General features: G+C 42.9%; 23 protein-coding genes. 8 read left to right on the top strand and 15 right to left on the bottom strand.

Annotated elements, in window-relative coordinates; genetic code table 11:
- Window position 1 precedes the first annotated feature (1 nt).
- The gene (rlmD, locus tag ABXS85_RS16285) at window positions 2-1,318 is read right to left on the bottom strand and encodes a 23S rRNA (uracil(1939)-C(5))-methyltransferase RlmD (protein ID WP_353667581.1); all 1,317 of its coding nucleotides are present in this window, start codon (window positions 1,316-1,318) and stop codon (window positions 2-4) included.
- Window positions 1,319-1,393: 75 nt separating this feature from the next.
- Complete coding sequence (gene cysM / locus ABXS85_RS16280) at window positions 1,394-2,284, bottom strand: cysteine synthase CysM (protein ID WP_353667580.1); 891 nt, start codon at window positions 2,282-2,284, stop codon at window positions 1,394-1,396.
- Window positions 2,285-2,792: 508 nt separating this feature from the next.
- On the opposite strand from cysM, the gene ABXS85_RS16275 reads away from it, so the two are divergent.
- Window positions 2,793-5,570, top strand: coding sequence for an ATP-binding protein (locus ABXS85_RS16275; protein ID WP_353667579.1), 2,778 nt, complete (start codon window positions 2,793-2,795; stop codon window positions 5,568-5,570).
- On the opposite strand, the gene acpS is transcribed toward ABXS85_RS16275, so the two are convergent.
- The 8 genes from acpS to glgC all read right to left on the bottom strand — a co-directional run bounded on the left by acpS (window position 5,548) and on the right by glgC (window position 13,440).
- Window positions 5,548-5,934 (bottom strand): holo-ACP synthase, encoded by a 387-nt coding sequence (gene acpS / locus ABXS85_RS16270; protein ID WP_353667578.1) that lies wholly within the window; start codon window positions 5,932-5,934, stop codon window positions 5,548-5,550. The genes ABXS85_RS16275 and acpS overlap by 23 nt on opposite strands.
- Window positions 5,935-5,972: 38 nt before the next feature.
- A complete protein-coding gene (locus ABXS85_RS16265) occupies window positions 5,973-6,737 on the bottom strand; it encodes a DNA repair protein RecO C-terminal domain-containing protein (protein WP_353667577.1) in 765 nt (254 codons plus the stop codon).
- 5 nt (window positions 6,738-6,742) lie between these two features.
- Window positions 6,743-7,645: a GTPase Era gene (gene era, locus ABXS85_RS16260; RefSeq protein ID WP_353667576.1), complete on the bottom strand. Its 903-nt coding sequence runs from the start codon at window positions 7,643-7,645 to the stop codon at window positions 6,743-6,745.
- A complete protein-coding gene (gene rnc / locus ABXS85_RS16255) occupies window positions 7,638-8,321 on the bottom strand; it encodes a ribonuclease III (RefSeq protein ID WP_353667575.1) in 684 nt (227 codons plus the stop codon). Before rnc ends, era begins: the two co-directional genes overlap by 8 nt.
- 18 nt (window positions 8,322-8,339) lie before the next feature.
- Window positions 8,340-9,164, bottom strand: coding sequence for a signal peptidase I (gene lepB / locus ABXS85_RS16250; RefSeq protein WP_353667574.1), 825 nt, complete (start codon window positions 9,162-9,164; stop codon window positions 8,340-8,342).
- Between the two features lie 42 nt (window positions 9,165-9,206).
- A complete protein-coding gene (lepA, locus tag ABXS85_RS16245) occupies window positions 9,207-11,012 on the bottom strand; it encodes a translation elongation factor 4 (RefSeq protein ID WP_353667573.1) in 1,806 nt (601 codons plus the stop codon).
- Between the two features lie 265 nt (window positions 11,013-11,277).
- Window positions 11,278-11,910: a riboflavin synthase subunit alpha gene (locus ABXS85_RS16240; protein WP_353667572.1), complete on the bottom strand. Its 633-nt coding sequence runs from the start codon at window positions 11,908-11,910 to the stop codon at window positions 11,278-11,280.
- 213 nt (window positions 11,911-12,123) lie between these two features.
- Entirely contained in the window at window positions 12,124-13,440 is a 1,317-nt protein-coding gene (glgC, locus tag ABXS85_RS16235; protein ID WP_353667571.1) for a glucose-1-phosphate adenylyltransferase, read from the bottom strand.
- Between the two features lie 90 nt (window positions 13,441-13,530).
- Here glgC and glgA point away from each other — a divergent pair, with 90 nt between their 5' ends.
- Window positions 13,531-14,967: a glycogen synthase GlgA gene (glgA, locus tag ABXS85_RS16230; protein ID WP_353667570.1), complete on the top strand. Its 1,437-nt coding sequence runs from the start codon at window positions 13,531-13,533 to the stop codon at window positions 14,965-14,967.
- Here the strand turns inward: glgA and ABXS85_RS16225 are convergent.
- Both ABXS85_RS16225 and mrcB read right to left on the bottom strand, forming a co-directional pair.
- On the bottom strand, window positions 14,943-15,770 hold the full coding sequence (locus ABXS85_RS16225) for a transporter substrate-binding domain-containing protein (RefSeq protein WP_353667569.1): 828 nt from the start codon (window positions 15,768-15,770) through the stop codon (window positions 14,943-14,945). The genes glgA and ABXS85_RS16225 overlap by 25 nt on opposite strands.
- Window positions 15,771-15,859: 89 nt before the next feature.
- Window positions 15,860-18,064, bottom strand: coding sequence for a penicillin-binding protein 1B (gene mrcB / locus ABXS85_RS16220; protein WP_353667568.1), 2,205 nt, complete (start codon window positions 18,062-18,064; stop codon window positions 15,860-15,862).
- Between the two features lie 323 nt (window positions 18,065-18,387).
- On the opposite strand from mrcB, the gene ABXS85_RS16215 reads away from it, so the two are divergent.
- From ABXS85_RS16215 to modC, 4 genes are read left to right on the top strand one after another with little or no spacing between them, the layout of a single operon-like run.
- Window positions 18,388-18,714, top strand: a complete 327-nt coding sequence (locus ABXS85_RS16215) for a Rieske (2Fe-2S) protein (RefSeq protein WP_353667567.1) — start codon at window positions 18,388-18,390, stop codon at window positions 18,712-18,714.
- A 35-nt stretch (window positions 18,715-18,749) separates the two neighbouring features.
- On the top strand, window positions 18,750-19,556 hold the full coding sequence (gene modA / locus ABXS85_RS16210; protein ID WP_353667566.1) for a molybdate ABC transporter substrate-binding protein: 807 nt from the start codon (window positions 18,750-18,752) through the stop codon (window positions 19,554-19,556).
- A 1-nt stretch (window position 19,557) separates the two neighbouring features.
- Entirely contained in the window at window positions 19,558-20,250 is a 693-nt protein-coding gene (gene modB / locus ABXS85_RS16205) for a molybdate ABC transporter permease subunit (protein WP_353667565.1), read from the top strand.
- Window positions 20,250-21,332 (top strand): molybdenum ABC transporter ATP-binding protein, encoded by a 1,083-nt coding sequence (modC, locus tag ABXS85_RS16200; RefSeq protein ID WP_353667564.1) that lies wholly within the window; start codon window positions 20,250-20,252, stop codon window positions 21,330-21,332. The genes modB and modC overlap by 1 nt, the downstream gene beginning before the upstream one ends.
- Window positions 21,333-21,358: 26 nt before the next feature.
- Here the strand turns inward: modC and ABXS85_RS16195 are convergent, their stop codons facing one another.
- Window positions 21,359-21,808 carry a DUF2798 domain-containing protein gene (locus ABXS85_RS16195; RefSeq protein WP_353667563.1) on the bottom strand — a complete coding sequence of 150 codons (450 nt, stop codon included), beginning with the start codon at window positions 21,806-21,808 and terminating at the stop codon, window positions 21,359-21,361.
- A 99-nt stretch (window positions 21,809-21,907) separates the two neighbouring features.
- Between ABXS85_RS16195 and ABXS85_RS16190 the strand changes: the two genes are divergently transcribed.
- Window positions 21,908-22,360: a MarR family transcriptional regulator gene (locus ABXS85_RS16190; RefSeq protein ID WP_353667562.1), complete on the top strand. Its 453-nt coding sequence runs from the start codon at window positions 21,908-21,910 to the stop codon at window positions 22,358-22,360.
- Here ABXS85_RS16190 and ABXS85_RS16185 read toward each other — a convergent pair.
- Window positions 22,357-23,025, bottom strand: coding sequence for an HD domain-containing protein (locus ABXS85_RS16185; protein WP_353667561.1), 669 nt, complete (start codon window positions 23,023-23,025; stop codon window positions 22,357-22,359). The two genes, ABXS85_RS16190 and ABXS85_RS16185, sit on opposite strands and share 4 nt — an antisense overlap.
- A 166-nt stretch (window positions 23,026-23,191) precedes the next feature.
- Between ABXS85_RS16185 and ABXS85_RS16180 the strand changes: the two genes are divergently transcribed.
- On the top strand, window positions 23,192-24,073 hold the full coding sequence (locus ABXS85_RS16180; protein WP_353667560.1) for a carboxylate/amino acid/amine transporter: 882 nt from the start codon (window positions 23,192-23,194) through the stop codon (window positions 24,071-24,073).
- 63 nt (window positions 24,074-24,136) lie between these two features.
- Here ABXS85_RS16180 and ABXS85_RS16175 read toward each other — a convergent pair whose 3' ends face one another.
- Window positions 24,137-24,862, bottom strand: a complete 726-nt coding sequence (locus ABXS85_RS16175) for a DUF2057 domain-containing protein (protein ID WP_353667559.1) — start codon at window positions 24,860-24,862, stop codon at window positions 24,137-24,139.
- Between the last annotated feature and the right edge of the window lie 207 nt (window positions 24,863-25,069).

The following is a 25,069-nucleotide window of genomic DNA, read 5'->3' as shown; positions in this document are numbered from 1 at the left end:
GTTACTTCTTGCTTTGCAACAGCATCATGGTTTCCACATGAGAAGTCTGCGGGAACATATCCATTAAACCTGTTTTTATTACTTGATATCCATTTGCCACCAGATACTCTGCATCTCTTGCTAAGGTAGAAGCATTGCAAGAAACATACAAAATTTGCTTAGGAGCCATTTTAATCATGGTATCTAAGAATTCAAACGCACCAGCACGAGGGGGATCCAATAGTACTTTGGTAATTTTCTCATGCTGTAAAGCTCGAGGCGGCGCTTGAGTTAAATCCGCAGACAAAAAAGACACATTCTTTAGTGCGTTATAATCTGCATTGTGCTTTGCTGAGTCCACCATACTTTGCAGTAATTCAACACCTATCACCTTGCCAGCCCCTTGTGCTAATGGCAAAGAAAAATTGCCCACGCCACAAAACAAATCTAACACCACATCCTCTTGTGTCGGGGCCAACCAAGATATGGCTTGCTCTACCATTTTTTGGTTCATTTTGTCATTCACTTGAATAAAGTCTTGTGGATGATAGAACAAACGCAAGCCTGACAATTCATAATAGCGCATCTGTTGAGTGGACACCTCAGCTTTGCTCTCATTTGGTGCTTGCCAATACAAATCCACTTTTTGCTGCGCGGCCCAAGACTCGCATTGTTGACGCAGCTCCAGGGGTAATATTTTTATCAAGCGCAATACAAGCGATACGCCTTTGCTGTCTAGCAATAATTCCACGTGACCCAATGTAGAAAAAATTTTCGTCTCAGCCAACATATCTTTAAGTGCGTGAAACACCTGTTGTAATTTAGGCGTTAATACCTGACAGCTGGTGATGTCGATCACCTGATTAGAAGACTTACCACGAAATCCCATTACTAAATTACTGTCCTTGTGACTCACAGAGATCCGCGCTCGACGTCGATAACCATCTGCTTCGGCATAAAGTTGTTCAATGTCTTCTGCCGAACAAAGATGTCGTAACTGCCCAGCCAACCATTGGTGCTTAGCTTGACGCTGCGCAGACATTTCAAGGTGCTGGAAACTGCAACCGCCACACTGATTAAAATGCCTACAAAGAGGCTCAACTCTTTGCTCACTAGGGGTAATAACTTCTCGTAGGATGGCCTCATCAAAACGGCGACCCAACTTGTTCACCTGAGCCATGACGGTTTCGCCAGGCAAGGCACCATCTATGAAGGTAACTTTACCATCAAGGCGAGCCACGCCTTTGGCTTCATGGGTTAAGCCATCAATAAAATAAGTTTGCAATGGCCCTAATGGGGAGCGTTTAGGGCGGCGCTGGTTGGAATTTCTTCTTCTCAAGATAAACTCTTTAGTTGACTATGAGAGGGGCAATGCGAACATTTTACCCCATCTCAAATCAGATCAATAACCCAGTTAGTCGAATACACCCGTAGACAAGTAACGATCTCCGCGATCACACACTATAGCGACAATAACCGCATTGTTAAGGGTTTCTGATAACTTCATGGCCATAGCGACAGAACCACCAGAGGAAACACCACAGAAGATGCCCTCTTCTTTGGCTAAACGACGCATGGTTTGCTCCGCAACTTGTTGGGAAACATCCATTACCTGATCCACACGAGAGTCATCAAATATGGCGGGCAAGTATTCTTTCGGCCAACGACGAATACCAGGAATGCTGGCACCGTCTTGCGGCTGTAAGCCAATAATCTGTACCTCAGAGTTTTGCTCTTTTAAATATTGCGACACCCCCATGATGGTTCCAGTGGTGCCCATTGAGCTGACAAAGTGCGTCACTGTCCCTTGAGTCTGCTGCCAAATTTCTGGTCCAGTAGACACATAATGCGCATTAGGATTATCAGGATTAGCAAATTGGTTTAACACCTTGCCTATACCCTGATCTTGCATCTCTTGTGCTAGGTCACGGGCTCTTTCCATACCTTCAGCTTTGCTAACGAGATGTAAGATAGCACCGTAGGCCGACATTGCAGACTTACGCTCTTGACTCATGTTATCGGGCATAATGAGATGCATTTTATAACCTTTGATGGCGGCCGCCATCGCCAAGGCAATGCCTGTATTGCCACTGGTTGCTTCAATCAGACTGTCTCCAGGTTGAATATCACCACGTTGCTCAGCCTGCAATATCATGTTTAAGGCGGGACGGTCCTTTACAGAACCGGCTGGGTTTTGTCCTTCCAATTTTAATAAAATGGTGTTACTCGGGTTTGGGTTGATTCTCTGCAGGCGAACTAACGGGGTTTGCCCAATTAGAGATTCAATTGTTGAATACTCAATCATAATAAAACTTCGTTGACATTAATAACGGACAGAATGACACTAACTATGGTGCTCTTGTTACTTGGATTGGGGCTCTGTGTTTAGCGCACTTACTAGTGTGCTTTATTAGACCGACATTTTGGATTGGCTGCCAAACGAATCGCAAAATCAATCTGATATACATAAAAGCTTCCATTCAATACGCCTATTTAAGAACACTTAATAGTAAGAGTACAATAAGAAAGCGTTATAAACTTAGTTTCTATATTGCAAGGCTGTAGCCATGATCGACAGATACTCCATTATGCTGGTATTTTTGGCTGATCTTCTCATTGCTTGTGACATTCAACAAGACAGCTTTCAGCAGCTTTCTAATCAAGAACTTGGTACTTAATGGCGTGAATGCGTTTATAATTCTACTAAACACCAACAACCCGTTTGCCAAAACTATGAAGTAGAATGCCAGCAACGAGAAAAGCAAAAAAACTTTGCCTATTATTAGGCGATGCTAATGTTAACATAGGATACCATGATAAATATTCGCTTACCTGGCCTACGCTTTAATCACAATAGCAAATTATTTTTTTCCCTGTTTGCGCCTGTTTTTATTATCTCTATTTTGTCTTGTGTTTTTTTACTATCAACTCGTTTTCAAGATCTAGACAATAATCTTCATCAACGCATCAGCCATATCACTGAACAAGTTGCCGCTACCAGCGAATATGCTATCGTCTTCTCAGATCAGAATATGATGTATCGTATTTTGCAAAATGCTTTGAGCAACCAATACATAAGCAGCATTCAACTTTATAACAGTGAACAAAAAATCATTGCCGAGCTAGGCACAAAATTCGCTATTGAAAGATCACCATTTCCAACCGATAACGAGCTGCTTAATTATCCCAACCATCTACTGTCAATCAGTGCGATTCATTACAATAATAATGCCTTAGACGGAGCATTTAGCCCACAAGCTGACTTGTTCAGCCCTATCAATCAAAAAAATCTCATTGGCTGGGTAAAAATCCAGGCAGACACAGCGGTTGTTAGCATAGAAAAATACCAATACGCCAGCTTAATTCTAATCATATGGTTTATCTTCAATTTATTATCAGGCTTGATTACGCTGCGCATTACGAAAAATCTCACAAAACCGATTGGCAAAGTTGAAGATGCTTTAAATAAGCTCACCAAAGAGCAGTTTTCTTCTGCCAAGCTCATGCGACTACCAACAGAATATCAAGGCTTACAACGAGACATACTGATGCTCACCGAACGGTTAGAGCAACACCGCAGTGACTTGAATATCGGTATTGAGCAAGCCACTGAAGACTTGCGTCGCAGTATGGACAGCATGGAAGAAAAAAGCGCTCAACTACACATCGCCAATCGTGAGGCAATGGAATCCAATCGACTTAAATCGCAGTTTTTAGCCAACATCAGCCACGAAGTTCGAACACCATTAAACGCTATTCTAGGCTACACAAAAACCTTACAAAAAGGAGTCAAAGATCCTCAACATAAACTCTATGTGGATACCATAGAACAATCTACTAACAGTCTTTTGGCGATCATTGGCGATATTTTAGACTTCTCTAAAATAGAAGCGGGTAAGCTTAGTTTAGAGAGCAACCACTTTAACCTTCGAGCACTGATTGACGATATTTATCAGACGCTTAGCATCAATTTGTTAACAAAAGAAAAACAGATAGATTTGGTGACAGAATACGATACACAAGTCCCAGAATGGATTATTGGTGACAGTACTCGCGTTCGCCAAATACTGACCAATTTAATTGGTAATGCCATTAAATTCACTCATCAGGGATCGGTCAAGACAAAAGTCTCATGCCAGACGCAAGCTGACAATAAACTCGTTCTGTCGTTTCAAATTATAGATACTGGCATCGGCATTCCAGAACACAAAATAGATCGTCTGTTTAAACCCTTTTCACAAGTAGATACCAGCACAACACGACAATTTGGAGGCACTGGACTTGGCTTAGTCATCAGTAAAAAACTGGTGGAGCAAATGTATGGCAAGATAGAAGTGAGCAGCGACCCCAGTATTGGTTCCACGTTTCGCTTCACACTCAAACTACAGGCCTCGCCTAATTTAATGGATCAAAAAGACCCACTGGATTGTCACATTATTCTGTTGGAACCCAGTAGCACCTATCGCGCTCATTTATCCAGTTACTTACAAAGCATTGGCGTCAAAAGCATTCGCTGTAGTGACATTGAACAAATGATTACCGCACTGCAAGATAAAGCTAAGCAAACAGATGGATTACTGATCAGCTTGGAGGCGGATGAAGACAATGTGGAAGAAGCAAAAGAATTGATTCGTTATGCAGCGCAGCATTACGCTATTCCCAGCATACTCTTGATCCAACCCCCTAGAAGCATTGCACAACATTCAGAATTGAAAGACTTATGCAGTGAAATTTTACTTAAACCCGTTAGTCACGATCGACTCTATAAAGCCTTATCGAACATAAACCAATCAGTGATTCAATTAGAAGATTTAAATCCACTAGAAGAGATCGAATTTCCACGTCAAGGCTTGCGAATTCTTGCCGTAGACGATGCGCCCATTAATCTGCAATTACTCTGTCACTGGCTTCAGCCTCATGGTATTCAAGTAAGCCTAGCCTACAGTGGTCAACAAGCTTTAAAATTGGCCGCTGACAATGCCTTTGATCTGATCTTTATGGACATTCAAATGCCTGAAATGGATGGTATGGAAACGACTCGACAGTTACGCCGATTAAATGGTTATGAAAATATCCCCATCATAGCCTTAACAGCCCATGCCCTAGGTTCAGAACAACAGCAAATCCTCGCCAGCGGCATGAACGCTTATCTGACCAAACCCATAGATGAAGACGTGCTATTTAGAACCATAGATGATTGGTGTTCCAACACGGAAACCTTCCAACAACAAATAGACGCTACCTTAGAAAATATTTTTGACATTCAAAAGGCACTCGATATAGTCAATGGCAAGACAGAAATCGCTAAAGAAATGTTTACTATGTTGGCGGATTCATTAGATAGCGAGAAGAAACTCGTCTTACACCATCTGGAGAATCAGGACTCCGAGAAACTCATTGAAGTGGTACATCGTATTCACGGTGCTTCCAAATACACTGGCACCATCAATATTGCACGACAAGCTGGTTTTTTAGAAACTCATTTAAAAGAATTAGGCATGGAAGACGTCACAGGAGTTGCAGAAGACTTTCTTCAAGCCATTGATGACCTTATCAACCATCGTGAACTTATCCGATGGCCTCAAGAATAACGAATGCTTGTGCATAAGCAATCTCATCCGTCAGGCTAAGGTACCAGCGAATCTCTTGATCAAAACGCGCTTTAATATTGTCAGCCACTTCCAAGCATGGCTGACCAGAAGGCAGATTTATGACGTTAAAGTGCTGAAAACTTACCCCTGATCCTATCCCTGTTCCCAAAGCTTTAACGGCTGCTTCTTTGGCTGCAAAACGTTTAGCAACATACGCATTGGCTTGGTCAGGATGCGAAATAGCTTGCCAACGTTGTTTTTCTTGCTCGGTTAAAATGCGATCCACAAAGCGTTCGCCCAAACGTTCAATTGAGTTCGCTACACGAGCAATCTCTACTAAATCCGTACCCACGCCAATAATCAATTTACTCGCCTCTTTATTCTAACTAACTTGCTTTCTGACTATAAACCTTGCGAAGGATCCACTTGCGGAACAAGGCGAAACACAGGTACGCCCATTAACCTTTCACCTTGATACTCAGTGTTCGGTAACAAGTCTCTGGCACTAATGGGTTTACCTTGCAACAAGTCGTCTAGCCAATAGCGATGCAACACTTTGGCCAAACTCAAAACCTGTTTATCTCGCCACAACCCCATAGCGTAATTCAACGCCAACTGACCTTCGACAAATAAAACAGGTGCTTGCTTTAACCGATCACCATGATAAGGGCGCAAGCCAAACTGAGCATCGAACTGATACATTTGTTCTGCTTGCAGAACTTCACCACGACCCGTTAAAGCCATGTTAATACCGGCTCCCAATTCCGCAAACAAACCAACCTCAAAGCGCCTTAATATGGGTGCTGCCGGCGCACCTGAATGTAAACTGTCGATCAACCATTGATAAAGGTGGTAGACATCACTCAAAGGAAGATTACTGGGCAATAACTTGGTCAGTAATTCATGAACATACAAGGCAGCGTATAAATTCACCCCTTGTAATGTCTTAGGAATAGACAAAGACTCTAAACTTTTAATGGTCTTAAGGTCAGTACGTCCCGAATATTCCATTTCGTAACACAAAAAAGGCCCAGGTAAAACCCGAGCCTCTTTCTTTGGTAAGCGCCAAACGCCGCGCATCAAGCCCTGTTCTAATGTCAAACAATCCACCAGAACTTTGTTGTCCTGAAAAGGGCGGGTATGAATCACATACGCATTGGCGCGCATCGGAATCAGTCTTCCTGATAACCCAAACTGGCCAAAGCACGCTCGTCATCAGACCAGCCAGAACGCACTTTAATCCACAAATTTAGCATGACTTTATGTTGAAACAATTCTTCCATGTCTATACGCGCTTCTTTGCCGATCAATTTAATTTTCTCACCACGATCACCAATAATGATGCGTTTTTGACCATTGCGCTCTACCAAAATTAATGCACTGATATGAATAGCCGATGCTTCATAAACAAATTCTTCAATTTGTACTGCAACTTCATAAGGCACTTCTTGACCCAATTGACGGGTGATTTTTTCACGCACAATTTCTGCCGCTAAAAAGCGTGAACTACGATTGGTTATTTGATCTTCAGGATAATACTGCATACCTTCTGGTATATAGCTTTCCACTAAACGTTCAAGACGATCTAAGTTCTTATTACGTAATGCCGAAATAGGCACAATTTGAGCAAACTCCATGCGCTCAGACAAGTTGGCTAAACGCGGTAATAATTCGTCTTTTTGTTCAAGTTGATCAACCTTGTTCACCACTAAAATCACCGGGCAAGATGCGTGTTTTACTTTTTGCAAGACGGATTCATCTTCTTCGGTCCAACGATCAGCGTCCACTACAAATAAGACCAAATCTACGTCTTTCAATGCTGCCGTGGCAGTACGATTCATCATGCGGTTTATAGCTTTGGTTTCACCCAAGTGCAAACCAGGCGTATCCACATAAATCGCCTGTACATGTCCTTCGGTTTTCACACCTAAAATTTGATCTCGTGTCGTTTGCGGCTTACGAGAAGTAATGGACAACTTTTGCCCTAAGATGTGATTCAATAACGTCGATTTACCGACATTAGGGCGACCCACAATGGCAATGTAACCACAATGTGTTACTTCAGCTTCAGACATCCACTTGTTCCAATTTTTCAAGGGCTTTAGCGGCCGCGTTTTGCTCAGCAATGCGACGACTGTTGCCACTGCCTTTTATCGCTTCACTATACAGTTCGATATGACAATGGACATGAAAAGTTTGATCGTGCGGCTCTCCCACGATATCCACCACATCATACTGAGGCAGAGCATGCTTACGAGCTTGCAAGTATTCTTGCAAACGGGTTTTTGCGTCTTTCGTTATCACTTTCAAAGAAGTTGCGTTCAGACGCTCTTTGTACCACTCCAAAATATGTTGACGACAAACATCCATACCTGCATCCAAGTACATAGCGCCAATAATACCTTCAACACTGTCAGCTAGAATGGAGTCTCGACGGAAACCACCACTCTTCAACTCGCCAGCTCCCAGCTTAAGGTAGTCACCTAATTGAAATTCACGCGCCAATTCCGCCAAGGTATCGCCCTTAACTAATGAAGCTCGCAGACGACTTAATTCCCCTTCCTTGGCTTTTGGAAAACGATGAAACAAGTCTTCCGCAATCACATAATTGAGAATTGAATCACCTAAGAACTCTAAGCGCTCATTGTTTTTGCCACCGTAACTACGGTGCGTCAGCGCCAGTTCAAGTAACCCAAGGTCAGCAAAATAGTAACCAATTCGCCGACACAACTTCTGATAAAGTGAACTCAAAATGTCTCCAATTAATAATTATTCAATCAAACCGTTATTTTTAAAACTCGGGAGGCTAAAAAACTTATCCCAATGCAACCAAACATAAAACGCTTGGCCCTTCATATTTTCTTCTGGTACAAATCCCCAAAAACGACTATCAGCACTGTTGTCACGGTTATCCCCCATAACAAAGTAATGGCCTTCTGGTACCACCCAATCGCCTTCATGAGGAGTATTGCGATTACTGTTGTAGATAGCGTGCTCTACTCCACCCAAGTTTTCTTGGTATAAGGTCACAGGCTCTCGATTAGGATTCAGCGAGATGGGCAAATCTGCCACAAAATCTTTACTAACCTGCTCACCATTAATGGTTAAAATTTTATCGTGATAACTGATCTTATCCCCAGGTAAACCTACTAAACGTTTAATATAGTTCAGACTTGGATCAAGTGGGTATTTAAATACCACCACGTCACCACGCTTTGGTTCGGTAGTTTTAATCAAGGTAGTATTGGTGACAGGCAAACGAATACCATAATCAAACTTATTCACTAAGATGAAATCACCAATTTGTAAAGTCGGCAACATAGAACCCGATGGAATTTGGAAAGGCTCCACTACAAAAGAACGTAAACCAAATATCACCGCAATGATAAGGAAGTAGGATTTGATTTCTAACACCAGCTTTGGCGTATCGGCTAAACGTTCTTTAGCATCTTTGCTCAAGGATTGCTTAGCGTCGTCACTCATGTTTGACAATACTTGCTTTCGCTTAGGAGCATAAACAAGACGGTCGTATAACCACGCAGCACCAGTAATCAAAAAGGCTGCAGCCAGTATTAATTCAAAATCAAACCCCATACATCATACTCCATCGGGATGCCTAAGCATCTTTGGTTTTCATTAGCTGTCTAATTGTAAAACGGCAAGGAAAGCAGATTGTGGCACTTCAACGTTACCCACCTGCTTCATACGCTTCTTACCTTCTTTCTGCTTCTGTAAGAGTTTCTTCTTACGACTCACGTCACCACCGTAACACTTAGCGGTTACATTTTTACGTAAGGCTTTTACTGTGGTTCGAGAAATAATCTTAGCGCCCACCGCACCCTGTATGGCCACATCAAACATTTGACGAGGTATCAAATCTTTCATCTTTTCACACAAAGCACGACCTTTAAATTGCACATTGTCTTTGTGCATGATAAGAGCCAACGCATCCACTCTTTCACCATTAATCAAAATGTCCAAACGACACAAAGACGCAGCACTGAAATGCGAGAAACTGTAATCCAAAGAGGCAAATCCACGACTGCAAGATTTGAGTTTGTCAAAGAAATCCATCACCACTTCGTTCATGGGTAATTCGTAACGCAATTGCACCTGACGACCAACGTATTGCATGTCTTTTTGGATGCCACGCTTTTCAACACACAAGGTAATCACATTACCAAGGAATTCTTGAGGTACTAAAATATTGGCTTCTACAATGGGCTCACGCATTTCTTTGACCGTACCAGGATCAGGCATTTTGGATGGACTGTCTACGTAAACCACCTCGCCATTGTTCAACTCGATTTCATAGACAACCGTTGGCGCGGTAGTAATCAGGTCAAGATTGTATTCTCGCTCTAAACGCTCCTGAATGATTTCCATGTGCAACATGCCTAAGAAACCACAACGGAAACCGAAACCTAAAGCATCCGAACTTTCTGGTTCATAGAACAAGGATGCGTCGTTTAGGGTCAGTTTACCTAGCGCCACACGAAAATCTTCGTAATCGTCAGAGCTGACAGGAAACACCCCCGCATAAACCTGAGGCTTTACTTTCTGGAAACCAGATAATTGTTCAACATCTGGAGTGCTGGCATGCGTGATGGTATCCCCCACTGGCGCACCATGAATGTCTTTGATACCAGCCACCACATAACCTACTTCACCAGCTTTAAGAATACCGGTTTCTTTACGTTTCGGTGTAAAAATACCTGCCATATCAACAGGGTGAGTTTGTTTTGTCGACTTAATAAAAATCTTATCTTTCTTACGTAATGTCCCTTGTTTGATGCGCACTAAGGACACTACACCCAAGTAATTATCAAACCAAGAATCAATGATCAACGCCTGCAGAGGCGCGTCGACATCCCCTTCTGGTGGCGGAACTGTTGATACAAGGCGCTCTAAAACATCTTCTACACCTAAACCCGTTTTCGCAGAACAAGTCACCGCATCGGCGGCATCAATACCAATTATTTCTTCAATTTCAGCACTAACACGCTCCGGCTCAGCCTGTGGCAGGTCAATTTTATTCAACACAGGCATAACTTCTAACCCTTGCTCAATAGCGGTGTAACAGTTTGCAACCGATTGAGCTTCCACGCCTTGCGCGGCATCTACCACCAACAAAGCACCTTCACAAGCCGCTAATGAGCGAGATACTTCATAGGAAAAATCTACGTGTCCAGGGGTATCGATGAAATTAAGCTGGTAGGTTTGACCATCTTTGGCTTGATAATCTAAGGTCACACTTTGCGCCTTAATAGTGATACCTCGTTCGCGCTCAATGTCCATTGAGTCAAGTACCTGAGCGGACATTTCACGTTCACTCAAACCTTCACAAGCTTGAATAAAGCGATCAGCCAAAGTGGATTTTCCATGGTCAATGTGGGCTATAATACTGAAATTGCGTATATGCTTAAGGTTATTTGAAGACACTATTTTCTCACACTATAAAAGCGATATTAAAATGATGACAGGCTGACGAGAAATGGTCGCGCACTGGCCAATCCCTATGATCCACAAAGGATTGGCTGCTCGAGTCTGATCGGCAAGCTGATCAACATGTTATCTGGTTAGAATTTGGCGAGCATTCTACCGAAAATCCTGCACAGACTCCATTTATTTCACCAGCTCGGTGTTAATAGATGAATGAATACTAAGGAAGAAGCAAATCAGTATTCTGAACGGATTCGCAACTTTACTATGGCAACACTATGCCTTTCTCTTTCAAAACGCGCTCTACCGTATCCACAGTCGCTTGCGTATGTGCGTCTATCTCCAGATTAACCTTATCGCCAACGGCAAGAGAATCAAATGTGGTTAAACGTAAAGTTTCAGGAATCAATGAGACTTCCAACCAATCATCACCAATGGCACTGATCGTCAAACTGGCACCGTTCAAGCCGACATATCCCTTATCAAAAAGATAACGTCGCGCATCTACTTCGTCCTGGCGATCAGTAACAAAGCGAATGTGTACGCTTTCACCTACACGTTCCACACGAGACACAGTCACGGACGTCATAATGTGTCCAGACATCACATGCCCACCAATTTCATCTCCCATTCGTGCAGCACGTTCAAAGTTCACCTCATCTCCCACTTGCAAGTCACCAATATTCGTTAAAGCAAGTGTGGTATCGATTACATCAAAGGTCAGTACATCATGAGCTATTTCCGCCACGGTCAAACAAACACCATTAATAGCAACACTGGCACCCAGTTGTTGTCCTAACATTACGCCTTCTGGAAAGATGATAACCAAACGCTTATTGCGGCCAACTTGAGTAACCGACTGAACATTTGCTCGGCCTTGAATAATACCAGTAAACATGCCTTCCCCTACTTCTGAACAGCATAAAAATCAAACAAAGATGCGTAACAATTATACTTATTTTCGGGACTGAAGAAGAATTGAACACTCCCAAGCAAAGCACCATTTTCACTGGCCTTCAATAAGTTATCATTGATTCACCAATAGGGTTATCCACAGCTTGCGGGGATAACCACAACGCACAGGTCGAACTCTACTAATGCGATCAAATTTTCACTTTTCAAGCACTAATGGCGAACTTATTTCAACGGGTGGAGCGGGTGATGGAATAGAAGATGGCACAGATAATGCCTCTATCATATCTTGAGTCACTAAGGTAATGCCGTCGTCATTACGGTAAAAACGTGCTTTATCCGCTTGCTCATCTTCACCAATTATCGTTCCTTCTGGAATACGGCAATCGGAATCAACGATGACATTGTTGAGCCGACAATGTCGACCTATGTCGCAGCGTGGCAAAATAACACTTTTGTTAACATAGGAATAGGAATTCACTCGCACATTATTAAATAAAATAGACTGCTCAACTGTAGAACCAGAAACAATACAACCTGCCGATACCACTGAATTCAGTGCCGTACCGATTCGCTCTTCATAATTGTAATTAAACTTGGCAGCTGGTCGCTGATAATGGGCAGTACGAATCGGCCAACATTCATCATACAAATCCAATTCAGGCACCAGCTTAGTCAGGTCCATATTGGCTTCCCAGTAAGCGGTTAAAGTTCCCACGTCACGCCAATAAGCTCGCTTAGGGTAACTTGAGTTCGACACTACACTTCTTGAAAAGTGATGCGCTTTGATTTTGCAGCGACCAACAAAATAGGGAATTAAATCTTTACCAAAATCGTGACTGGATTCCATATCTTTGGCATCTGAACACAGGTTCTCAGAAAGAAACTTGGTATTGAAAATATAGATTCCCATACTGGCTAATGACACATCGGTTTTACCTGGCATGGTTGGTGGATGACTGGGTTTCTCTTCAAAAGCAATGATATTGTCCTCATTATCCACATGCATTATGCCGAACTGGTTCGCTTCCGCTACAGGCACTTCAATACAAGAGACTGTGACATCGGCGCCACTGGCAATGTGTTCCCGAAGCATCAAGCTGTAATCTTGTTTGTAAACATGATCCCCCGCTAACACCAAAATGTATTCGCTGTGCAAATCTTTTATCATTGCTAAATTCTGATAAACGGCATCCGCTGTTCCTCGATACCAATCACCTCCCGTTTGTTGCTGAGCGGGCCATAATTCAATAAATTCATTAAAGTCCGAACGTAAAAAGTTCCACCCCCTTTGCACATGCTGATTCAAAGTATGAGATCGATATTGCGTCAAAACAGCAATGCGGCGCATGCCTGAATTGATACAATTTGATAGTGGGAAATCAATAATTTTATACTTCCCCGCGATAGGAACGGCAGGCTTAGAGCGTTGATCCGTTAACTGTTTTAACCTAGAGCCTCGTCCACCAGCCAAAATAATAGCCAAGGTATTTGTACACGCAGTATTTAAATCCATGTGTTGCCCTTAAAGTAATAAATGACTCTCATCCAAACGTCAGTTAGGTATACTTCAACAACCTACTACACAAACTAAAGACACCTAACCATGAAAATACTATTCGCAGCCTCGGAAATTTACCCTTTGATAAAAACTGGCGGATTGGCTGATGTCGCAGGGGCCTTGCCTCTTGCTCTGCGAAACAAAGGCCATGACGTCAAACTCATCATGCCAGCATATCAAGGCATATTAGAAAAGGTAGACCCAATTCTGCGATCTATCAACTTAGGTAACCCTTTTGGTGTGGGGGATTTACGTATTCTTGAAACTCGCATAAAAGAAAACAACACTCCTATTTGGTTGCTTCAGTGCCAAGCCTTATATGAGCGTGATTTTGGTCCTTACGTGGACCAGAATGGTCAGGACTTTGCCGACAATCATCTGCGTTTTTGCGCACTCTCCTGGGCTGCGGCAAAGCTTGTGGTAGACACTAGCATCAGCGAATGGCAAGCAGACATTTTGCATCTAAACGATTGGCAAACCGGTTTTGCTGCTGCGTATCTCGCCAGTTGGAAATTACCTCATCCTCCCATAGTGACTACTGTCCATAATCTGAGATACAACGGCAGTTTTGATATGCATAAATTTGCTGACACACAAATCTCTTACGATTTACTCACTATGCATGGTATGGAATTCTACGGACGCTTTTCCGGCCTCAAAGCCGGCCTAGTGTATGCTGACGCCATTACAACAGTAAGCCCCACCTACGCTCGAGAAATACTGACGCCGGAATATGGCGATGGACTAGACGGGGTATTAAATGCCATGTCTGATAAATTAACAGGCATCTTAAATGGTGTCGATTATCAACAATGGAACCCAGCCAAAGATGAGCACATAGCACAAACATATGACTCAAACACTTTAGACAATAAAAACGCCAATAAACAAGCCCTATTGCAAGAAAACAAGTTAAACCAAGATACATCGCAACTGCTGTTTGGTGTCGTCAGCCGCCTCACAGAGCAAAAGGGTCTGGATTTGGTTCTTCAGGCATTACCTGAGTTTTTAGATACTGGGGTGAAATTTGTCCTTTTAGGGTCTGGAGATAAATACCTAGAAGAAGGGTTTTTGGCATTGGAAAAGCGCTACCCTCAGCAAGTTGCCATTCGCCTAGGTTACGACGAAGCCTATTCGCATCGCCTACAAGCTGGCGTTGATGTATTACTGATTCCATCTCGCTTCGAGCCTTGTGGATTAACACAATTATACGCACTGAAATATGGAACCTTACCTCTCGTTAGACAAACGGGAGGTCTAGCAGATACTGTATTTGAAATAGGTAATACAGCCAATGGCTTTCATTTTGAAGAAGCCAACAAGGAGGCTTTAAGTGCTTGTATGTGGCGTGCTATGGAAGCTTATCGTCAAACCGATAAATGGAAACAAAGACAGTTAAATGCCATGCAATACGACCACAGCTGGGAAAGCGTCACAGATAATTGGCAAGACTTGTATCAGTCTTTAATTAGCAAGGATTGAGACGAACTGCTTTGCCAGTCTTCCATGCCTTGTTGTAAAGCCTGCTCCATAAAACCTCCTTGACTCATATCTTGTAATGCAATGGCAATTTGATGACGAATAAAAGAGGTATTACAAGGTGAGGCTTTTGACAGAGTCAAATACAAGCCTTCACTACTAATATGCGGCTCGACTGCAGCTAGCTGATCATCCACTCTTAACAGGCTGGCATAAGCTTGTGCAGGACGCATCTCATACAAAGCATAATCAACCTTATTACTGGCTAACATTTTTAACGCTTGAGACAAACTGGCAACAGTTAAAATATTAAGCTGCTCGGTTGCGAAACGATCAAACTCTTCACCAAAGCTATTATTTATGACGGTAACGCCCCAATGACCTATTAGATCTTCTTTGCCATGATAAGCAAAAGCGGCTGATTTACGTTGCCAAACAACACTCTTGGTATGTAAAAGCACTGGCGTAAAGTAATCCATATAATCAGCACGATGACGGGTATAAAAGACACCCGCCATGATATCCACGCGACCAGTTTTCACTTCACTTTGCGCTCGTGACCAAGGGCCTACATGCTGTAAAAGAATCGGCATTTTAATGCGACGACTTAGCTCATCAATGATAAGTCGGTTACTGCCTTGAAGTTGATTTGGCTCAGCCGCATCACGCCACAAAAAAGGGGGATATTCAGAATTGCCAGTGGCCGTTAAAACACTACAATTCGTGACACTCTCGGCATACAGCTTTGCGCAACATAAGGCCAGAAATAAGCCAAAGGCATTCATTAATCGACGTAAAACACTCATTGCACAGCAACCCAAGCGCTTATTTTTTCAAAAACAACAACATACAAGAGAAAAGGGTCTAACATACATCATAAAAACCTCTCAATCCCTCAAAAAGGCCAGATACATGAAGTCGACTTCTTAGGCTCAGTCCCCAAAATAAAGGCCAAAGACACCTTATCATTACAACGATCAGCAGCCAACTCAAAGCTGTCTTTTAATACTTGAAAACGTCCTACACCATGTGGCAATGCAGACGATAGTGAAGTTGGATTCACATGCTGTGTAAAGTCTATCCAGACTTTTTGAGCGCCACTGCTACCCGTAATCTTCATCGGCACATTATCATCATCACCTAACCAAACTGTGGTGGCATAGTCTCCAGTGATCCCCACATACCAACTGTCTTTTTGCTGGTTGGTGGTGCCCGTTTTTGCGGCAAATGTAAGCTCAGGAAAGGCTGCTTGTGCCGCTCGAGCTGTACCAATCTGCGGTGTTTTTGTCATACCATCCAAGGTCACAGCCAACACGCCATCCGTAAATGGCACCTCTGTTTGACGGTTAAAGCGCTTCAACAAACGGTTATCTTGATCCATTACCGCCAAGACTACACCTAACTCATTGCTTTGCCCCTGTGAAGCAATCGGTTGATACAAGCGAGATACTTCAAAAGGAGAAAGCTCTAATGCTCCTAACGCCATAGCTGGATGCATAGTAAAGGGACGTTTTACACCAAGCTGACGTAACGTCTCTCCAATACGATCAAAGCCGATTTGATTCGCCAAAGCAAGCGTCGCCAAATTATAGGATTTCGCCATAGCTTCGTATAAATGCACCTCACCATGTTCACGTCTGTCGTAGTTTTCAGGAGCCCACACCTCTCTACCGACTTTGAAACGCAAACGTTTGTCCTCAACTTTACTCCACCAGGTATATCGACCAGTGGCCAAAGCCGATAAATACAAGGGCGGCTTGACCAATGAACCGATTGGTCGCACCGCACCTAGTGCACGGTTAAAACCGGTATAATATTGATCACTGGATCCAACGATGGCACGTACTTGTCCCGTACGCGTATCTGTTACCACCATAGCGCCTTGTAAGCCTTTAAGTTTGGGGTCGCCTTGTTCTAAATTCGCTACCTGACGCTGCATCGCTTGGCTTGCTGCCAGCTGCGCACGAATGTCCACTCCGGTGTAAATTTTTAAATTCTGGGTGGCTAAGGTAATCTCATCAAAATCACGGGACAATTGTAAGGCGACCAGATCCAAATAATCCCCATAAATGGACTTTTGACGCTTGTTATCAGCCAGCTTAATCGGCTGCTGGATCAGGCTTTGGTAGTCCTGCTCCGTCAGTCGTCCTTGGCTTTTCAACACGCCCAATACAACATTGCGTCTTGACTTGGCCCTTTGTGGTGAGCGCTGCGGATTATAGAGTGAAGGGCCTTTTACCATACCAACCAGCAAGGCATATTCATCAATATTCAACTCATTCAATGGACGTCCAAAGAAATGCTGACTGGCCGCTGCAAATCCATGTAATGCGCTATTACCGAATTGCGCCAAATACACTTCGTTCATATAGGCTGTGATGATGTCTTGCTTAGAATAGTGATATTCAAGCAACAAACTCATAATGACTTCAGTCAGCTTACGTGTATAGGTTCGCTCCGAACTCAAATACATGTTCTTTACTAATTGCTGAGTTAAGGTAGATCCACCTTGACGACGGGCACCATGAGTCAAATTTACGACCAAGGCGCGAGCAATGCCGATAATGGAAATCCCCCAATGATCATAGAAATCCCTATCCTCTACGGCAACCAGAATGTCGAGCAAAGTTTGCGGAATTTGATCATAGGTGAGAATCTGGCGACTTTCGGTATTACCACCGTATAAAAAGCCAATGCGTTGCGGCTCAATGCGTGCTTCAGCAACGCTATCACCATTTAACGCATTGATTTGTAAGCGTCCATTTTCAAACGAAAAAATACGCCGCTCACTTTCATGGTAACCTTGATGATCAATATAAGAACGCAAGTGGGCACTCACTTTTGTACGACTACGAGCCGCCCACCCCACTTTTTGACTGTTACGCCCAAAGCGATAACCTGTGTCTTCCAATAAGGTTTCTAAATCTTGCTTCTTCCAAGGAGCACCGCTCTTCAGAATAATAGGAGCACTGTAAACCTCAGCAGGCACCTGCCACTTCTGTCCTTCAAACCGGCTCACTACCTGATCATTTAGCCACCATACCCATATAGCAAAGGGTACGCTTGCTACCAGTCCAATCAATAATAACCATTTAAACAAACGAAGAAAGCAGCGCTTCAGGAAAGAAGGCTGAGAGGAATTTTTACCTTTATGCGAGGATTTTCGAGACGATTTTTGCGGTGATTTTCTGGCCATGGGTGGCAAGTATAGGGAGCAAAGCCAAGCCAAGCAACGATGAAAAGTAAACTAACTCAATTCTTGCATATTGACTCGATTAACTTAGCGAATTAGAGTCTTTATAGTTGGAAAGTATAGGGCACCGATATTTTCCTGAGTTTCGTTATTTCAATCGGTAATAAATGGAAGCCTAGCTTCAGTTTATTTTTGTCACTCTAATCATTATAAAAAAGTACGGTCATCACGTGTTTCAAAAGCATTTAATACCTAATGCGCAAGACCTACCCGAAGGAAAAGCGCTTAACCTAAAAATTGAAAATTACAACTTTTTGATCACTCGTCAGCAGGGTGAAATCATTGCCTACGAAAACCGCTGCCCACATCAAAACAAAACGTTGAACTGGTCCGAACAGGATCAAGTCGCAGACGAGGATTACCTCAAATGCCAGCATCATGGTGCTTTATTTTCACCACTAGATGGCACCTGTATTACAGGACCTTGCCAAGGCAGTCATCTGAAAAAAGCGACGGTTGGCATAGAACAAGGAAATTGCTATTTATTGCTCGCCTGATTGCTTTCAAAGACCATTCTCAGGACACATTTATCATGAAAAAATCCGCGGCATTGCGCAGGCATTTTGGCAAAATTAGCCAGCTTGTGCGCCTCGGTTTTGTCTTCATAACCGCCTCACTCGCAGCTTCCGTTACCGCTGCAGAAACTTTACGACTTGCTGTCGCATCCAACTTTATTCGACCTATTCAGGCCATAGCGGAAGATTATCAAGCGTTAACGGGTCACAAGCTTCTTGTGTCTTATGGCTCATCAGGAAAGCTATATGCACAAATTCGTCATCAAGCACCTTTCGATATTTTTCTATCAGCCGATCAAGATAAACCGCAAAAACTGATTGAAAACCAACTAGCCATTGCTGATTCATATGTCATTTATGCCAGAGGTCAATTGGCGTTATGGTCAACCTCGCCCATCCGTCTCGACCAATTAAGTGAACGTTTATTACAAGCCAAACATCTTGCCATCGCCAATCCGAAATTAGCCCCTTATGGGCTAGCGGCACAGCAAATTCTGCAAAAATTGTCTCTTTGGCAGACCTTACAAACGCGATTAGTAATGGGTGAGAACATAGGACAAACCTACCAATTCCTTCATTCAGGCAACGTGGATATGGGATTCATTGCCCTTTCTCAGGCTCGCATGACACCAAGAACAAAACAAGACCCAGTCTTTATTCTGGCTTTGCCTGAAGAAGACTACGAAGCCATAAAACAAGCTGGGGTTATTCTCTCGCACAGCACACACCCCAAACTAGCCAAGCATTTTATGAATTACTTATTAAGTCCAGAGGTTCAACAACGCATTGCGCAATTTGGTTATCTAACCATGAGGAAAAACTAGTATGGTGCTAACCGCAGAAGACTTAACCGCCATATGGCTGACATTAAAACTTGCCGGTCTGGTTACCTTGATACTCCTGATCGCGTGCACGCCAGTCGCATGGTGGCTGGCACGTACGCAATCCATATGGAAAGCACCAATTAATGCTATTGTAGCCATGCCTTTAGTACTACCACCCAGTGTATTAGGTTTTTACTTGCTGATTATGCTTGCTCCACAAGGACAAATAGGACAACTGCTTCAACAGCTGGGTATCAGTTCATTGCCTTTTAGTTTTACTGGATTAGTAGTGGCTTCCCTACTTTATTCTTTGCCATTTGTTATGCAACCACTGCAAAATGCTTTTGCCAACATCCCCAATGCACGTTTGGATGCCGCTGCAACATTAGGAGCCTCACCATTAGATGCTTTTTTCACAGTCGTACTTCCATTGGCAAAATCAGGTTTTCTTAGTGCTACAGTGTTGGGGTTTGCCCACACGGTAGGAGAATTTGGCGTGGTATTAATGATAGGCGGCAATATTCCAGGGGAAACCAAAGTCATTTCTGTACAAATTTACGACCACGTAGAAGCCCTGCAATACGATCAAGCACATGCTTTATCCATACTCATGCTGGGCTTTGCTTTTGTCGTACTGTGCTTGTTGTATCTGCTACAAAGAAAGCAAATGCCTCAAGCAAGGAGCATTGAGTAATGAATCAATCGCATCTCTTAAAGGTTGAGATCACCAACCAAGCTCAACCCTCTGTACCATTAAACCTAAACTGCCACATCAAGACGTCAGGCGTGACTGCTATTTTCGGCCCCTCAGGCGCGGGTAAAACCAGCTTATTACGCTTTATCGCTGGGTTAGAGCCAGGCTGGAAAGGACAAGTTCACTTTAATAATCAAGTTTGGCAAGATGGTAAGCATCGAACACCGGCTCACAAAAGACCCATCGGCTATGTATTCCAACATGCCAATTTGTTTGATCATATGTCCGTAAAAAGCAACATAGATTATGCGATCAAACGCACTAGGCGTTCTGAGAATATTGGCTACACAGAAGTGATTGAATTACTCCATCTTGGGCCGCTATTAAAACGTTACCCGCATCAAATTTCTGGTGGTGAAGCCCAGCGAGTGGCCATTGCAAGAGCCCTATTACGCCAACCAAAATTACTGCTCATGGACGAACCCTTATCCGCATTGCACCAAGATCTTAAACACGACATCTTGCCGTACCTTGAAGCTATCTGCCGTAACAGCCAATTACCCATTTTGTATGTTAGTCACTCATTAGAAGAAGTGAGTCGCTTAGCCGATCATATCTTGTTATTGGAATCCGGCGAACTCAATCAAGCAGGCCCAGCCGCAGAATTAATGAGCCAGCTTAACTCAGTATTTGCCAATCAAGCCGATGCCGGTGTGATCATCACAGGTACACCAGTTTCGGAATGCGACGAATGGGGGCTTGCTAAGTTAGCCATTGGGCAGCAAAGCTTACGCTTTACTTTTCCTAACAAGAGGTTGCCCAATCAAGTAAGATTGAGAATTCAAGCTCGGGATGTCAGTATCGCACTGGATACCGCAACGCCATCCAGCATTCTTAACAGACTCCAAGCTGTGATTGAAGACATGCAACCATTGAGTAGTGACCACAGTATGATTCAAATACGCCTTCTCATAGACGGAACGCCTATACTGGCACGCATCACCCAATATTCGGCCACGCAGTTAGGGCTGAAACCTCAACAACAAGTTATTGCTCAAATTAAGTCGGTCGCTCTTGTTTAAAAATCGCCTTTTGTTTAAAGGAAAGGTCAAGCTTTTGTCCAGTAAGCCACTAAGCGACGTTTAATGACTAATGACATGAGTATCGAAAAGAAAATACCCATAGGCAAAGCAGCAACAAAGGTGATGCTCCACTTAGCGAAAAAGCTTTCCACTGCCATCCAGCCATGCACATTCAGCGTAGTAACAATGGCCATGATGGATTCCATAAGCACCGCCATAATCAAACCAAAAATGATGTCTTGTTGTATTTTGTGTACACGAGGCAACAGGGTATTGACTAATTTATGCACTAAAAATGATAGCACACCACCAATAGGGGCAATGCAAAGTACACAAAGGGCAAAAGAAGATAACCAAGCAAAAAGAAAGGCTTCTCCGAAACCCAAATTTCGCCACGTCATCAAAAAGGTTAAGGTTCCACCTATCATCATCACTAAGCAGGCAATGATCAGAATTTTTTCCAGTTTCTTTGACATACGTTCTCTCTCAAGTAATTCTATAACAACACAAGCAATCTAGTTGACAAAGTCAATTATTAAAAATAAAGTTGATTTTGTCAACCATTGGACAGAGATATGCCATCATTTGAAGAAGAACTACAACTGATTTTTATTCACAGCATTAACGCACTGAAAGAGTCTATGTGGGACACCATGAAATCCCTAGAGCTGGAGCTGACACCTGTGTCCTTTATGGCTTTAAAAATCATTCACCAGCAAAAGATGTGTACGGCACACACTATTAGCACCACTACAGGAAAGGACAAAGGACAAGTAACTCGTATTGTTAAGGATTTATTGGCTCAACAACTGATCGAAAAGCAAGCACACCCAATGGACAAGCGCAGTCAAATTTTGACTCTAACGGAACAAGGTAAAAGCATTTTTATCCAGCTACAAAAAGCCGATTTAGCAGCATTAAATGCAATGAAAACAGGCCTTAGCGATGAGCAGATAACAAACTTTATGAGTATAGGCCGCACCATGGTCAATAATATTCAGCAGCACAATGTGAATCGAAAAAATTAAATCTCATGTCGTAATTGCCGTAAGAATTGTCGCATGAAACCTTCTCTCTTAACTCCTTCTCGACGCGCCGCAGCCGTATTCAAACTAGGAGGGATAAGCAATAATTTACTGTAGAAATGGTCAATCGAAAATTGCATGTCGTCAGTTTCTCGAACTTCGCAAAAAGGGTCTTCGTCGGCATACAAAGCCCGATTCAAAGCACCACTTACCTGCATGCAACGGGCCACACCAATAGCCCCAAGTGCATCTAAACGATCTGCATCCTGTACAATTTGCGCTTCCAGACCTTCAGGCACAACTTGCGCACTAAAACTATGGGCATGAATACAATGATGAATGGCTGATAAATACTCTTCTGGATAAGCGATGGAACGCAAAAAATCCAGTGCTTTATCCGCTGCCATTTTTGACGCCAATTTGCGCTCAGGATGATCTTTTGGCAAAGAAACGCAATCATGTAGCCAAGCTGCTGGTAAGACTATTTCTAGTTGAGCAGACTCTTCTTTTGCCAATTGCTTGGCGACCTTAACCACACGCTTGATGTGATTCAAATCATGGGCCACGTCAGCACTGTCTTGCTTGGCTAGAAATGCTTGGCAGGCTTGTTCTAATGATGAGACTTGCTGTGGAGACATGTTAATGACCTTATCCAATTTGGCGGTCATTATGCCGAATCCATAGGCAGAACAGAAGATCAAAAAGAACGGCAAAAAACATATAGATTAAATTAAAAACACTAGTAAACTTTAATTTTATTATAAGTAAACTGCTGTCATTACTAGGAAGAAATCAGTACACTGGCCGAATTAAAGTTAGTTATGGATAAAACTCATGCCGATTCTTCTCGCTGTTACCCTTTTGTGGGCATTTTCTTTTAGTTTAATAGGTGAATATCTAGCAGGTCAGGTAGACGCTTGGTTCTCTGTAATAATGCGTGTTGCCTTAGCAGCATTGGTATTCATACCTTTTTTAAAACTGCGTCAAATTGAAACCAAAATTGCCCTGCAACTAATGGTCTGCGGTGCTTTACAACTTGGTATTATGTACGGATTTTACTACCAATCTTTCTTATACCTTTCTGTGCCAGAAGTGCTTTTGTTTACTGTTATGACACCGCTTTATGTCACACTGCTAAACGATATTCTCGATAAAAGATTTAATATTGGCTTCGCCATCAGCGCAATACTGGCCATTCTTGGCGCTGTCGCCATTCGCTATCAGGGCATCGACAGCGGCTTTATTAAAGGCCTATTAATTGTACAAGGCGCGAATATCTGTTTTGCTGCAGGACAAGTTGGCTACAAACGCGTCATCGCAAAACAACGCCCAGATCTGTCGCAAAGAACTGTTTTCGGTTGGTTCTTTCTAGGTGCTTTGGCGATCGTTATCCCTTGTTACATACTATTAGGCAACCCAGAGAAACTTCCAACCACCACACAACAATGGTTAATCTTGACCTACTTGGGTATTGTGGCTTCAGGGTTAGGCTACTTTGCTTGGAATAAGGGAGCGACCTTGGTCGACATAGGCACTTTAGCAGTAGCGAATAACTTACTTATTCCAGCTGGCATTATCGTCAATGTATTGTTCTGGAATCGCGATGCCGATATTGTACGACTGGCCATTGGTGGCGGCATCATTCTTCTGGCACTTTGGGTAAACGATAAGTTTAATCAGAAAATTGCAGCCGGAGCGCAAACCGCCAGCCAGTAGAAAGTGACATTTATCACGATAAAGAATAAGCGCCAACATCATAACTGAGTTGGCGTTTTTGCTTTAAGAGCGACTGCCGATTAACCACATTTGGAAGGAGGTTTTCGCTTTATCGTCTGCTTTGTTAAACCAAAACTGCAGCATTTCAAGCTGAATGCTATCTTGCTTAGCCTGCTGTTGTGCATCAGCAATCCATACACGCATAGCTTTGCGAGTGTCTATATCAGCTTGGTTATACCAGAATTTAAGCATGGATAAAGCTGGAGCCGAATTCATCTTCACAGGTGGGTCAAGCGGAGCATCTTGCGATAAACTTTTTACCTCATCTAAGGCTTTTACTTCCCCAAGATAATCCCGCAAATTTTGCAAGCCAGATTGTTTAGCTAACATCCTTTGCTGATAGCTAACATCACGACCACTGGCTTCATCTCGGATGCTGAAATTAGGTTGTTTAGCATAATCTTGAGCCTGTCGATGAGATGAAATATAAGGTGCCTGTAACTGTAAATAAGCCCCTGACGGAACATTCAAATCCAACACGATAGGCTCAGACTGATAGACTTCTGAATCTCCTCCAGAGCGTATAATCTTATTAAATCGAAATACAATCTGGTGCTGTCCAGGGTCAACATCAATTTTAAAATCGTTACCAAACTTACTAGCCACTTGTTGATCAAGGTACATAATTTCGAAAGATCGAGGCACCTCAAAGGTTTCAGCGAAAGCAGAATGTGCTGTACCAAGACTCAGTAAAAAAGCCGTTAAAATAAAATTTTGTCTTTTCAGCATATTAGTGTCCAATGAAATAAATAAGGCGAGGCTAACATAAATCATGAATTCATCTATTCAATCAACACAAGGTTACGCATGATATTCATCTTTGCTGACATTTTTATGCAGCCTATAAACCCATACTCATAACTTCATTGTCTGCTTTCATTGTCTGCTTTCATTTTCACCTTAAGTCATAAAACGAAGCGCCGAGTTAACAAGCCT

Source organism: Marinomonas sp. THO17, assembly GCF_040436405.1.
Classification (GTDB): Bacteria; Pseudomonadota; Gammaproteobacteria; order Pseudomonadales; family Marinomonadaceae; genus Marinomonas.
Note: the sequence above shows the minus strand (reverse complement) of the source record. Positions and strands in the feature narration are given on the sequence as shown.